This window comes from Shewanella sedimentimangrovi (assembly GCF_017354965.1).
Taxonomy (GTDB): Bacteria; Pseudomonadota; Gammaproteobacteria; order Enterobacterales; family Shewanellaceae; genus Shewanella; species Shewanella cyperi.
The window spans coordinates 2,523,783-2,537,555 of sequence record NZ_CP071502.1 but is presented as its reverse complement, the minus strand read 5'-3'; the positions used below and the strand labels follow the sequence as shown (position 1 = coordinate 2,537,555).

Here is a 13,773-nt window from a genome sequence, read left to right as displayed (position 1 = left end):
TTAAAGGCTGCCATAGTATGCCCAAGGGGCGATTAAGAAAATTTGATATATCTTAATGGTTGAGTAATTAAAATTTACTGCAGCGATAAAAATGGCCCCGGAAGCAGAGCATCCGGGGCCATGGGCGTTCGACCGGCAAGGGATCCGGTTAGCCCAGGGCGTAGCCGCCGTTCACGTGGGCCACGTTACGGTAACCCAGGCGTTTGAGCGCCCTGGCCGCCACCAGAGAACGACTGCCACTGCGACAGATAAGTACCAGCATCCTGTCGTAGTCGGCAGCGTTTTCAGCCACAAAGCCCGCAAGTCGGCTCAGGGGCACATTGATGCAGCGCTCCTGTCTGTGGGACAACTGGTACTCGTGGGGCTCGCGGATATCCAGCAGCAAGGCTTCGGGGTCGCGTGCCAGCAAGTCATCCAGGTTCTGACCACGGTATTCCACCACGGACTGGGCCTGTTGGCACTGTTCATAGGCACCGCACATCAGCACTTCGCCCACCTGATCCTCCAGGCGGCTATCCAGATTATCCTTACGCAGGATAAATTCCTCCCGGCTTATCCGACCATCCAGCAGTCCGGCAAGCAGCGGGTTTTGTTGGATCTCGGCAGCAAAATTGGTGAAAAAGTCGTTGTGATAGTCATGGGAAGCCAGGAGCACGCAGGTTTCGCCCAGCGTCGAGTGCAACTGTTTAAGGCTGTCATACAGCAGGCCGGTATCTGAGCAGGCAAAATTACTGCGTCCCAGGCTGCCGGGCAGCACGGTATCACCAACGAAGGCAAGTTGCTGCGCACCACCGGCATCTTTGAGCAAATAGGCGCGGCTGTCGGCGGTATGCCCCGGCGTATCAAGGCGTATCAGGCTGGCATCGCCAAGGGACAAGCCTGCGCCTATATCCTGGGGCCAGCCCAGGTGATCGCAGTCGAATTCCAACCCCAGGGCCTGGCACAAGGCTGTGCGGCAGCTTTGATGATCGCCGTGTCCGTGTGTGTCGAGCACTGCCACCACCGGCAACTGCTGACAATTGACAATCTGCAGTAACCTGTCCATCAGCTCCGGCAGGGGATCGACAATTACTGTGGCGCGGCTGCCGGGTTCCACATACAACCAGCAGCAGGCACCATCGGATTTGAGCTGTAGCAATCCCTGCAATGGGGCCTTGGTCAGATTGCTGTCGCTGGATTCGGCGCTCAGCAGGCAGGAATGTTGCAGCGCACCGGCCGCCGCTTTGATTGCCGCGCAGGCCTCGGCCAGTTGCACTTCCGTCATGGCCGGACCAAAGGACAGGCGAATGGCAGACTCACTCTGCCAGCGTGGCAATCCCATGGCATCGAGTACGAAACTGCCGGTGACCTTGGAGCTGCAGGCCGAGCCTGAGCTGACCCTGATATTGGCCGCATCAAACAGGTCCATGATTTCTTTGCTGGAAAATCCGGGTACGGCAAAGTTGAGTGTTGTAGGCACACTGTTTTCCAGGCTGTGGTTGAGCACTATCCTGCCAAACGCCTGTTCCAGCGCGGCGATAAGGCGCAATCGGTAGTCGCTCAGGGTCGCTTTATCGGCAAATGGGGTATCCCCCTTGCCGTTGAGCATGTCCAGCACCACCTTGAGGGCCGCCATGGCCGGCAGGTTTTCGGTTCCTGAGCGCAGACCGCCTTCCTGACCACCGCCGGCAATAAAAGGTGTGAACGGGGCCGACTCGCGGATATAGAGCATGCCTATGCCCTTGGGCGCATAGAGCTTGTGGCCACTGAAGGGGGCATAGTCAATGCTGGTGCGGGCCAGGTCCAGATCGATTTTTCCGAGCGCCTGCACGCAATCCACCATCCAAAACATACCTGGATTATGGCTGCGGATGGCATGCTCCAACGCTTTCAGATCCTGGAACACCCCGGTCTCGTTGTTCACCGCCATGGTACAGATCATCAGGGCATCGGCGGCCTTGTCGGCGATAAAGGCCAGATCCAGTCGTCCTTCCCTGTCCACCGGGATGGCCATGACTTCGGCATTGAGCCCCAATACCTGATTCCAGTGTTTCAGGGATTCGGGCACTGCCTTATGTTCGGTCGCGCCATAGAGCAGCAGTCCTCCCGCCGCACCACCCTGATTTCGTGCGGCCACCAGGGCCGAGAGTATGGCGGTTTGAATGCCTTCGGTGGCGCCACTGGTGAACACCAGGCGTCCATTGCCACTGCCCAGGCATTGTTTGGCTGCTTTGCGGGTGTCTTCCATCAGGGCTTTGGCCTGCAGTCCGGTGATGTGACTGCTGCTGGGATTACCGTACATATCCTGCATCGCCAACATGGCTGCCTGCGCGGCTTGTGGCAGTACCTGGGTGGTGGCATTGGCATCAAGATAGATGGCTTGGGGGCGAGACGTCATGGGAGAAAAACCTTCTTATTATTATTAGGAATAACTTATGCAAAACGACATGCTAGCAGTTTTTATCGGCATTACAAGAGGGGAGATTTTATCCGGCGTCATTGAATGGTATGGCCGAAAAGAGTATGTTGTTGGGCCAATTTGGACGGGGTCATAGCCCTTTGTCCCTTAGGGCGGGATAAGTCACTATTTACAGTGCCTTTGTAAGGAAGATTCTCATGTCAGGCTCGCAGTCATATGTTGGACGCCAGACCAGTCGCAGCGACGGTCATGCCAGGCGCACCGCCATTCTGGAGGCTACCCTGGCGCTGATTGCCAGTGATGGTATCCGCGGCGTCAGACACAGGGCCGTTGCCAACATGGCCGGGGTGCCATTGGCATCAACCACCTACTATTTCAAAGACATCAAGGCTCTCATTCATGATGCGCTGGTGTACTTCGCCGAACGCTCCATGGAGCACAATATTGAGCTCAAGGAGCGTGCCTTTGCCGCCGTTCGCAGCTACACACCTGAGAGTCTGAGAGACAAAAAGAGCCGGGATATGTTGACCAACATACTTGCCCGGCTGATTTGTGAGCATATTCAGCGTCAGGTGTTCAATATCGAGAACCGGCTGTTACAGCTGGCCTTTCAGGAGGAAGCCCTGCGAAATCCGCAGTTGGCCAAGGTGATGATCCCCATGGATGATGCGGTGCTGGGGTCACTGGAAAGCTTCTTTGCCCAACTGGGCTCTAAAGCGCCCATGAACGAGGCTTGCCAGGTACTGGGGCTGATCCGTTTACTTGAATATCGCTATTCGGTGCGCCGGGCCCGGGTGGATATGGCCGAATGCGAGACGCTGATCCGTGGTATGTTGGAAGGATTGTTGCTGGGGCTGGCACGTTAGCCTTGCAAACAAATAAAACGCCCGGCAAGCCGGGCGTTTTTAATGCAGAACTAGTGCAAAAAGTTACTGCAGGTTTTCCAAATCGCTGAACTGGCCCTGGAACAATACAGAGGACAGATAACGTTCGGCTGCCGATGGCAGAATCACCACTATATTCTTGTCGGCGAATTCAGGCAGGGCGGCGATGCGGTTGGCGGCCACCACGGCGGCACCGGAAGAGATGCCCACCAAAATGCCTTCTTCTTTCATCAGTCGGTGCGCCATTTCAATGGCTTCGTCATTGCTGACTGTTTCGACCCTGTCCACCAGTTCCAGATCCAGGTTACCGGGAATAAAGCCGGCGCCTATACCCTGAATTTTGTGCGGTCCAGGTTGCAGTGGCTGACCGGCGAGGGTCTGGCTGATCACAGGTGAGTCTGCCGGTTCCACGGCCACCGAAGTGATGGCCTTGCCCTGGGTCTTCTTGATGTAGCGGCTGACACCCGTGATGGTGCCGCCAGTGCCCACACCGGCCACCAGAACATCAACCTGACCGTCGGTATCATTCCAGATCTCAGGACCCGTGGTCTTCTCGTGAATTTCAGGGTTGGCAGGATTATCAAATTGTTGCAGCAGCAGGTACTTGTCCGGTGCCGACTGGCGAATTTCTTCGGCCTTTTCAATGGCCCCCTTCATACCCTTGGCACCTTCGGTCAGCACCAGATTGGCGCCCAACGCCTTGAGCAGCTTGCGACGTTCCAGACTCATGGTGTTTGGCATGGTCAGGGTAAGCTTGTAGCCACGGGCTGCCGCCACATATGCCAGTGCGATCCCAGTGTTACCCGAAGTGGGTTCGATCAGTTCCTTGTCCTTGTTCAGCAGACCTTTCTTTTCAGCGTCCCAAATCATGTTGGCGCCGATGCGGCACTTAACGCTGAAGCTTGGGTTGCGGGCCTCGACCTTGGCCAGTACCTTGCCATTGCTGACACGGTTGAGGCGCACCAGAGGGGTGTTGCCGATAGTATATGAATTGTCTTCGAAAATTTTACTCATGGATCGCGTGCTCCTTTGGCGTTATCCACTAAAGCATAAACGTGAATGGGGCATTTAGAAGTGAATCTTTGTTCTTCTTTATTCTTTTTGGTTATTACGACCAAATCTATTATTCATAATGCCTAATTTGTCTGTCAGACGAATATGTTAGGCTCTCTGCAGCAGCAGGATAACAGTGGCATCGGCACCGTGGCCGTGACAGGGAGATATATGTTTAAACGTCTTCAACTCTTTGGCAGTAAAGAGAATAACCAGGTCAAAGATCCTAAAACCATGGTCACCCCCTATGCCTTCAAGGTGGCCGATGAATTGCTGTACATTCCCCTCGCCAGCCCCATGCGCCGGGGCGTTGCCATGGCCATCGATGGGCTGGTAGTAACTGTATTGGCGGATAAGGCCGGCCCGCTGTTTATGTTGCTGCTGGTGGCGGTTTTTTTCTATGTCCGCAAACACCATGACAGGCTGGAGCGTTGGGCCAAGCGCATTATCTACGCGATCTTGCTGCTCGGCATGCTCTGGTCTGTGGGCAATATGGTCTCGTCGGAATTGCCGGGTAAGGTAAATGACAAGAGTGTTTTGCCCCTCTCTGCTGCCCCAATCCTTATTCAAATGGCCAGTTGCGAGGATATTGCCTGTGCCCGGGAGCATGGCAATGACCTCAGCCAGTTGTTTAAAAAGCTGGAGGTCAGTCGCGAGGAAGCAGGCACCATCTTAAGTGGGGTGATTGATGAGTTGCCGCTGACGGCCGAAGAGAAAGGTCAACTGCAGGGCGAGTTTGCTCCCGCACTGTTGGCGCTGTCACAAGCTACCTCGGATGACAATTCCACTGACGTGGCCTTGGGCAAACAAACTCAGGATGGCGAACAGGCAACGCCTTTGCTGGTGAAGGACGATGCCGGGGAGCGTGATCCCTACAGTGTGTTAGGCTGGTTAAAGGGCGCGATGAACGATTTGGGGCTGGGATTTGGTTGGGCGGCATTTTATTTCACCGCCTTTACCGCCTGGTTTGATGGCCAGACCCTCGGCAAAAAGCTGACCGGGATCCGGGTGATTTCCCTGGCCGGCAAAAAACTCGGATTCTGGGATGCCTTTGGCCGCTACGGTGGCTACGGTGCCGGTTTCGCCACGGGGTTAATGGGCTTTTTACAGATTTATTGGGATGCCAATCGCCAGGCCATTCAGGACAAGATTTCCGGCACTGTGGTGATAGATTTGCTTCGTCCCAGGATGATCCCCGAAACACCGGGTGAATTGGGGCCGTTATCAACAACACCTGAGCCGACCGCTGAGCAGTCAGCAGATAAACAGTAACCAAGGATAAGCCAATGGACAGCATAGTGATTTCCGGCAGTGGCCTGTTTACGCCGCCCAATGGCATCAGCAATGAAGAGTTGGTCGCCAGTTATAACGCCTATGTGGATCAGTACAACGCCGAACACGCCGGCGAAATCGCCATGGGACACCTGGGTGCGCTGGCTTACTCCTCCAGCGAATTCATCGAAAAGGCATCGGGTATCAAACACAGGTACGTGATGGTCAAGGATGGCATATTGGATCCGGAGATCATGATGCCGCTGATCCCGGAGCGCAGCCCCGAAAGCCTGTCATTGCAGGCTGAGATGGGACTGGCGGCGGCGCGGATGGCCCTGGAAAGCGCTTCGCTGGCCGCCCATGAAATAGATTTGGTCATCGTCGCCTGTGCCTATACCCAAAGAGCTTACCCCGCCATTGCCATTGAAATTCAGCGGGAGCTGGGATGTGCCGGCTTTGCCTACGATATGCAGGTGGCCTGCTCCTCTGCGACCTTTGCCCTGGCCGCCGCCAGGGGCGCCATCCTCGGCGGCAGCGCCTCGCGGGTACTGGTGATCTGCCCCGAAATTTGCTCGGCGCAAATCAACTATCGCGACCGTGACAGCCACTTTATCTTTGGTGATGTGGCCACGGCACTGGTGGTTGAGAGCGCCGCCCAATGCCGTGCACCCCAGGCTTTTGAGATCCTGGGCCACAAGTGCAAAACCGAGTTTTCCGGTAATATCCGCAGCAATTTTGGTTTTCTCAATCGCTGCGATCCCGCCAGCGCCCATGCCGCCGACAAGTTGTTTCATCAGCAGGGGAGGAAGGTGTTCAAGGAATTATTGCCTATGATTTATCAGCATCTGGATGGGCAGCTGGACGAGTTGGATTTGACCGCCGATGCCTTCAAGCGCCTGTGGTTGCACCAGGCCAACATCAATATGAACCAGTTTGTGGTGAAAAAACTGCTGGGCGAAGAGGTGAGCCCACTGACCGCGCCCGTGGTGCTCGATCAGTACGCCAATACCGCGTCTGCCGGCTCAGTTATCGCCTTTCACAAGTATCGCGCCGATATGCAGGCGGGCGATCTGGGTCTGCTGTGCTCCTTCGGTGCCGGTTATTCCATTGGCAGCCTGGTGCTGCGTTGTTGTTAAGCAGGCAATAAAAAAGAGCCGCAATTGCGGCTCTTTTTTATTGCTGACAGGTCATCCCGGCCTCATAGGGCCCAGGCGTAGCTCAGCTTCATAAACACTGTCTGATCGGTACGGCTTAAGCCGGGGAAACTGTCATCGGCGGACATGGCATCCGAGTATCCCAGGTAGAAGACACTGAAGGGATTGAGCTTGTAACCGTACAGGAGTTCTGTGCCAAGTTGCTGCGACAGGCGGTCGGGGGTGAAGTACAGATAACGCGAGGGTTCCCGTTTGACATGGGTATAGATGGCCGACAGCCGGATAAAGCTCTCTATACTCAGTTGCCAGTTGAGACGCAGATCGCTCAGATTGGCGGTAAACAGGCGGCCCTCATCCACATCCAGAGTCTGGAAGGTGTGAGCGATTTTCAGTGACAGCCCTTCGGTCAAACGCAGTGTCAGGGTGGGATTAAGGTACAGCTTGCGCCCCAAACGATTATTGGCTTGGTCAATTTCATCGCCAAAGGCGCTGTCCAGCTGGGCAGTGAACCAGGTGAGGGGGCTCATGTTGCCGTAGAACCAATACTGGGTTTCATTGAATTCTCGGGTATTGCCCTCAATGGCAAGTTTACTGCCATCCAGACGGGGGCCGACCCGGTCGCGGTTGACCCAGCCCATAGCCAGATAGCTTTGCCAGCCGCCCTGCAGCTCCAGAAAGCCTTCCAGCTCCTGCTCCAGTTGCTCTCCGGCCTGGTTCAGGGTTCTGTCCCAGTCACCGCCGAGTTTTATCTTATTGAAGGGACCGGATTCGGGATACCAGACGTAGTTGCCTCCGGTGGTGAATTTGCGAAAGTCCACCTTGTCGACAAAGCCCAGATCGGCACGGAAATCCTCACCTATGTCGATATAGTCGGCAAACAGGTAATAGTTGCGATCGTTGTGTTCGTACTTGATGTTAAACAGGCGGTCGCCAAAACTGTCCTGTTTGCGGCTGCGCAGCACCCGCTCGTTGAGGGCGCAGTTACCCGGAGCACAGGCCGAGTCCGGCTCACTGCAATCTTCGCCACGGCAAAACTGTTGGAAAAAATCCTCGGGATAACGGGTATCCGATGCCACCACCTGGGCGATCACTGCATCCTGCTCTGTAAGCTGATACTTGAGATCCGCACTTGCCACAGTATTGTGATAATCGCCGGCGGATTTGGTCGTCACCAGGCCACCCAGGGCAAAATGATTGCCGGCGTCAAAGCGGTAACGGCCCGCCAGATTGATGCTTTCCTTGTCTATGCTGCCAATTCCCGAACCCAGGTTGCCCGGTACCAGAAAGTGGGTCTGGGTGTCATTGCTGCCCAGCAGGGCAAAGGTGTGTTGATCCGTCTTGCTGGTCAGCTTGAGACCGTAATCGGGATCGGCAATGTTGCGGGTGTGCAGCAAGTTAATGCGGGTATCGAAATAGTCCTTGTTGTCGAGAAAGAAAGCGCGCTTCTCATCGTAAAACAGGGCAAAGGTGGTATTCACATCCAGTTGGCCGGCATCGGCCTCCACCTGGGAGAAGTCCGGATTGAGGGTGGCGTTGACCAGGGTCGACGGGGTGACGGCCCAGCGCATATCGAGTCCCGGATCCAGGTCTTTTTCGTCCTGCCACTTGGCGCCATCCTCGGGACCGCGGCTGCGATGCCCCTTGGCCACCAGGGAGGGCGTCAGCTGAATACCTTTACCTTGTTCGGCTTGCTCCAATCCCCGGGCAACACCCAGCTGGCATAACTGGCAGTTGTTGTCTCTGGCTATTTTGTGGGTTGAAAAGCGCATATCCTCGTTGCGGGGATAAAAACGGATCAGCTCTATGCCCCATTCCTGCTCGTCCTTGTCGCTGTCAAAGCTGAACAGCGTCAGCGGCAGTGCCATCTCCACTCGATAGCCGGTGGCCGTGCGGGTGCCGGCGCTGTACCAAATGCCGTCCCAGGCGGCGCTTTCCTGTTTGGTCAGTTCATTCTCTATGGAGTCCAACTGGACCCCGAGCGGGTTGACGAAAAACTGGTACGCCAGCTTGGCGCTGTTGAAGGTGTCGAGCTTGATGCCGATGAGGTCATCCCCCCAGACATCATCCCTGGCCCGCAGGTGGGCCCGCATTTCGTCGGGGTTGGGGTCTTTGGCCTCAAATGCCACGTAGAGGGTATCTTTACTGGCATAAATAAAGGCATCGGTGGCCACCGGCGCCGGACCATTTTCGGATGGACGGGTTTCATAGGTAAGCGAGGCACGTCCGGCCTTGGCCCAGACGGCATCATCCAATTCGCCATCAATATTGGCCGCGGTCTCTATCGTGGGGATCTGGATACTGAACTGGCTGTCGAGGCCAGCATGGGCGCTTGAGGCTGCCAGCGGCAGCAGGCCTGCCAGCAGCGTGCGCCGCCACAGTGAAGTCTTGTTATGAGTCATGTGTTTGATTGTTATCGTTGATTTTATGGCGCTTCTGGAGGAAAGCCATGAGCGCAAAAGTGGGCCCAGTTTAGCGAAAGTGAATCAAGCTGACAGGGGCAATTTGTTACATAAGGTTAATGGCCTGTGTTAGACCGGCCTGTGTCAGTAACACTCTGGCTATTAAATGGATTGCAAAAAAAAGCCGGCAGTGTTGCCGGCATGGTGTGTTATTCGGGGGCTATCACCGGATGGCGATAGGCCTCGCGGTACTTGTCGACCCACATGGCGGTGGCGCCGCAGATGGCCACCGGCATGACGATAAAGTTCACTATCGGGATCATGGAAAACAGTGTCACCGTGGCGCCGAAACTCATGGCACTGCCCTTGGTGTTGCCCAGGGCAAAGCGCATGTCCTTGAAGGGCACCTTGTGGTTATCAAAGGGGTAGTCGCAGTATTGGATGGCCATCATCCAGGCACTGAACAGGAACCATAAAATGGGGGCAACTGTCTGACCCAAAATGGGGATCCAGAACAGCAGCAGGAACAGCAGGGCCCGCGGCAGGTAATACTTCAGCTTCAGCCACTCGCGGCCCAGGATCCGTGGCAGGTCCTTGATAAGATCCACAGTGGTTCCTGAATTGAGCGCCTTGCCGGTGAGCTTCTGCTCGACCTTTTCCGCCAACAGGCCGTTGAAAGGCGCCGACAGCCAGTTCATCACCGAGCTGAACACAAAGGCCATCACCACCAACAGGGTGATAATAGCCAGCGGCCACAGCAGCACATCGAGCCAGCCAAGATAATCCGGCAACTGGGCATCCATCCAGTTAAACAGGGCCTGCAATTCACCGATGGCAAACCACAGGGCGCCGGCAAACAGCACCAGGTTGATGGTCAAAGGCACAAATACGAAGGTGCGGATCCCCGGCTGGCGAATGAGGCGGAAACCATCCATGAAATAATTGACGCCACTCTTGGCGCCGCGCAGTGTTGCTGTGGGCATGGGACTCACTTTTTATCTACACAAAATCCTGACTGGCATTGTGAGCAAGGGGCGACCGTGAGGCAAGGACCAATTTAGCGCTAAGCCGATAAAAAACGTTACAAAATGCTGGCCGCTTTGGTACAGTTGCCCTCAGTTTAGCAAGGGCTTTATGGCTGTAACGCCCCATAAGAACATTCATAAAAAAACAATAGGCAATACCTGCGGGCGACCTGACTGGCACTATGAGACTCAAACAAATCAAACTTGCTGGATTCAAGTCGTTCGTCGATCCGACCAAAATTCCCTTCCCCAATCCCCTGACCGCCATCATAGGTCCCAACGGCTGTGGCAAGTCCAACGTCATTGACGCCGTACGCTGGGTCATGGGGGAAAGCTCTGCCAAGCACCTGCGCGGCGACGCCATGACGGATGTGATCTTCAACGGCTCCAGTGCCCGCAGGCCGGTGTCTGTGGCCGGGGTCGAACTGGTGTTCGACAACAGTGAAGGCCGCCTCGGTGGCCAGTATGCCAGCTATCAGGAACTGGCCATCAAGCGCCAGGTCAGCCGTGACGGGGAGTCCCTGTATTTTCTCAATGGTCAGAAGTGCCGCCGCAAGGACATTACCGATCTCTTTATGGGCACAGGTCTTGGCCCCCGCAGCTACGCCATCATAGAACAGGGCACCATCTCGCGGTTGATTGAGTCCAAGCCCCAGGAACTGCGGGTCTTTATCGAGGAAGCGGCGGGGATATCCCGTTACAAGGAGCGGCGCCGCGACACCGAAAATCGCATTCGTCACACCCGCGATAACCTGGAACGCCTGGGGGATATCCGCCTCGAACTCGGCAAACAGTTGGAAAAACTCGCCATCCAGGCGGAAGCCGCAAGGCGCTACCGGGAATACAAGCACAGCGAGCGGGAGACCCATGCCCAGTTGCTGGTGATGCGCTATCGGGAATTGCTGGACAGTGCCGAGCACCTGGGACGGGAACTGGAGCAGATACAATTTCAGCTGGATCTGGCCCAGGGCAACAGTACGGCCCTGGAAGCTGAGCTGGCCACCCGTCAGCTGGCCCTGGGCTCTCTGGTGGAAGACGAGCAGCAGACCCTGGAAAGCTTTTATCAGCATGGCACCGAAGTGGCGCGGCTAGAGCAACAACTGAGCCATCTGGATGAACGCAGTGCCAGCATCAAGGCCGAGCTCGAACGCCTCACCCACGATGCCAAGGCCCTGGCTGAAAGTCAGCAGCAGGCCAAGGTTGTCCTCGACAATCTCCAGGCCCGCCTGGCCGAAGGTGAGGCCCAACTGGCCCTGGCCACCGAGGCGCAGGAAGAATGGCAGGCAAGGCTCGATGAACTGCAGGACAAACTGCATGCCGGCCAGCAGGAGCAATTGACTGTGCAGCGCCGGGCGGCGGACGCCGCCATGGCCCAGTCCCAGTGCAACAACCAGCAACAGATGATACGCCAGCGCCTGGAGCAATCGCGCCAGCGCTGTGAGGAATACCGCCAGCAACAAGCTGCATTGCGCCATGGCGGCCACGCAGTGGCCGACGATAACGGTCTTATGGCTCTTGAGACCGAACAGCAATTGTTGCTGGAGAAAAAAGCCCTTGCCGCCGAGGCCCTGGAGGATGCGCAGCTGGCGCTCAGTCGCCATGAGCAAGCCTTGGCGGAGACCAATGAGGCCGTCAGCGGCGTCTCGGCCCGCCTGACCCTGCTGCAATCCTTGCAGGCCCCTGAGCCAGCCGAGGGCCTTGATGCCCTGTGGCAAGTCCTGGAGGTTGAGTCCGGCTGGGAGCGGGCGGTGGAAGCCTTGCTGGCACCCTTGCTCTCCAAGGCCGTGACGGAACAGCATGACGACGGCTTCGTGCTGGGGCCAATTGCTCACTTTGGGCCAGTCAGCGCTCCGGTTAATCTCGCGCCCTGGTTGGCCCGGGTTGAATTTGTTGAGGATTTGTCGGTGGCGCAGGTCAGATTGTCCTCGCTCCCCAAGGATGCCCTGCTGGTGACCCGCAGCGGTGAGTTGTTGGGGCAGGGGTTTTGCCTGCAGCCCGGAGGCAAGGGCAGTGTATCTCTAAAGGCCGAAGCCGAGGCCCTGTCACGGGAGCTGGAAGAACTGGAGGCCAGGCGCCAACAGCAAAGGCAGGTCCGTGAGCAGGCCATAACAGAGCGGGAGGCGTGCCGCGCGGCATTGGCATCCACCCAAGGACAACTCGACGAAGTACAGCGCCGCTTGCTGGCCGAGCAGGCAAGGCTCAGTGCCATCAGTGCCCAACAGGAAAGGGACAGTCGGCAGCTGGAATTTCTGGGCAATGCCCTGGCAGCACAGGCCACGGAGGCCGAGGCGCTGGCATTGGAGCTGGAGCTGCTGGAGGAAAAAGCCCAGTTGCTGGAGGAAGCGCGTGACGGGGCCGAAGCCGAGCGCCACCAGTGCGAGTTGGCCCAAACCGGACTCACGCAGCAGTTTGCCACCCTCAAGGGCCGCGGCGCGGAGCTTGAGCGTCAATGTGCCACCCTGTCGGCCCAGTGCCGTCAATGGCAGACCGAGGCCGCGCTGGCAAGGCAGCAAATGAGCCATGGCGAGCAGCGTCAAAGCGAGCTTGTGACCAAGGTACAAGCCCTGGAGCTTGAGCTGGAGCGCGCTTCCATGTCGGTCACCACCGAGGGGCGGGCCGCGCTGGAGGATAAGCTCAAGCTGTTACTGGCCGCCCAGCAGCAGCGGCAAACGGCACTGGCCCAGAACCGCGCCGAGCAGGCCGGTATTCAGGAACAGATCGACTCCTTGGTATTGAAGCAAAAACAAGAAGTTGGCAAGATAGAGCAGCTTAGTCGGCAATTGGAATCCCTGAAGCTGCGCCGCGAGGGCCTGCGGGGTCAGGCGGACAGTCAACTGGGTTTGATGACCGACGCCGGGGTGCAGCTGGCGGACACGGCACCGGGTATTCCCGCTCACGCCACGGTTGACGAATGGCAGGGGCGATTGGAAAAGCTCAGGCAGAAAATCAGTCGCCTTGGCGCCATCAACCTGGCCGCCATCGACGAATTTGAAGAGCAGCAAAGTCGCAAGAATTACCTGGATGAGCAGGACAGGGATCTGAACCAGGCACTTGAGAGCCTGGAAGAGGCCATCCGCAAGATTGACAGGGAGACCCGCACGCGTTTTAGGGCCACCTTCGATCAGGTCAATGCGGATCTGGGGCTCTTGTTCCCCAAGGTGTTCGGCGGCGGCAGTGCCTATCTGGCGTTGACCGATGATGATTTACTTGAGACCGGGGTCACCATCATGGCGCGGCCACCGGGCAAAAAGAATAGTACGATACATCTGTTATCGGGTGGTGAAAAAGCGCTGACCGCTTTATCATTGGTGTTTGCTATTTTCAGGCTCAATCCGGCGCCTTTCTGTATGCTGGATGAGGTCGATGCACCGCTGGATGACGCCAACGTCGACAGGTTCTGTCGTTTGTTGCAGGAAATGTCCGCCACGGTGCAATTTATTTATATCAGCCACAATAAAATTACTATGGAAATGGCTGATCAACTGGTTGGAGTAACGATGCATGAACCAGGGGTTTCACGCATCGTAGCCGTAGATATTGAAGAGGCGGTGGCCTTGGCCGACGCCGGATAATTTTGGGAATCACAGG

The 13,773-nt window shown here is 56.7% G+C and carries 8 protein-coding genes; 4 read left to right on the top strand and 4 right to left on the bottom strand.

Going from position 1 to position 13,773, the window contains the following annotated elements:
- Window positions 1–148: 148 nt before the first annotated feature.
- Entirely contained in the window at window positions 149–2,377 is a 2,229-nt protein-coding gene (locus JYB85_RS11030) for an aminotransferase class V-fold PLP-dependent enzyme (protein ID WP_207379343.1), read from the bottom strand.
- Between the two features lie 218 nt (window positions 2,378–2,595).
- Here JYB85_RS11030 and JYB85_RS11025 point away from each other — a divergent pair, with 218 nt between their 5' ends.
- The gene (locus JYB85_RS11025) at window positions 2,596–3,264 is read left to right on the top strand and encodes a TetR/AcrR family transcriptional regulator (RefSeq protein WP_207379342.1); all 669 of its coding nucleotides are present in this window, start codon (window positions 2,596–2,598) and stop codon (window positions 3,262–3,264) included.
- Window positions 3,265–3,327: 63 nt separating this feature from the next.
- Here JYB85_RS11025 and cysK read toward each other — a convergent pair whose 3' ends face one another.
- Window positions 3,328–4,296 (bottom strand): cysteine synthase A, encoded by a 969-nt coding sequence (cysK, locus tag JYB85_RS11020; RefSeq protein WP_207379341.1) that lies wholly within the window; start codon window positions 4,294–4,296, stop codon window positions 3,328–3,330.
- 210 nt (window positions 4,297–4,506) lie between these two features.
- Here cysK and JYB85_RS11015 point away from each other — a divergent pair, with 210 nt between their 5' ends.
- Window positions 4,507–5,607, top strand: a complete 1,101-nt coding sequence (locus tag JYB85_RS11015; protein ID WP_228730086.1) for an RDD family protein — start codon at window positions 4,507–4,509, stop codon at window positions 5,605–5,607.
- Between the two features lie 14 nt (window positions 5,608–5,621).
- Entirely contained in the window at window positions 5,622–6,743 is a 1,122-nt protein-coding gene (locus JYB85_RS11010; protein ID WP_207379339.1) for a beta-ketoacyl-ACP synthase III, read from the top strand.
- A gap of 62 nt (window positions 6,744–6,805) precedes the next feature.
- Here the strand turns inward: JYB85_RS11010 and JYB85_RS11005 are convergent, their stop codons facing one another.
- Complete coding sequence (locus JYB85_RS11005) at window positions 6,806–9,160, bottom strand: carbohydrate binding family 9 domain-containing protein (RefSeq protein WP_207379338.1); 2,355 nt, start codon at window positions 9,158–9,160, stop codon at window positions 6,806–6,808.
- A gap of 209 nt (window positions 9,161–9,369) precedes the next feature.
- On the bottom strand, window positions 9,370–10,143 hold the full coding sequence (cysZ, locus tag JYB85_RS11000; RefSeq protein ID WP_207379337.1) for a sulfate transporter CysZ: 774 nt from the start codon (window positions 10,141–10,143) through the stop codon (window positions 9,370–9,372).
- A 224-nt stretch (window positions 10,144–10,367) separates the two neighbouring features.
- Here cysZ and JYB85_RS10995 point away from each other — a divergent pair, with 224 nt between their 5' ends.
- Window positions 10,368–13,757, top strand: a complete 3,390-nt coding sequence (locus tag JYB85_RS10995) for a chromosome segregation protein SMC (RefSeq protein WP_207379336.1) — start codon at window positions 10,368–10,370, stop codon at window positions 13,755–13,757.
- Window positions 13,758–13,773: the final 16 nt, after the last annotated feature.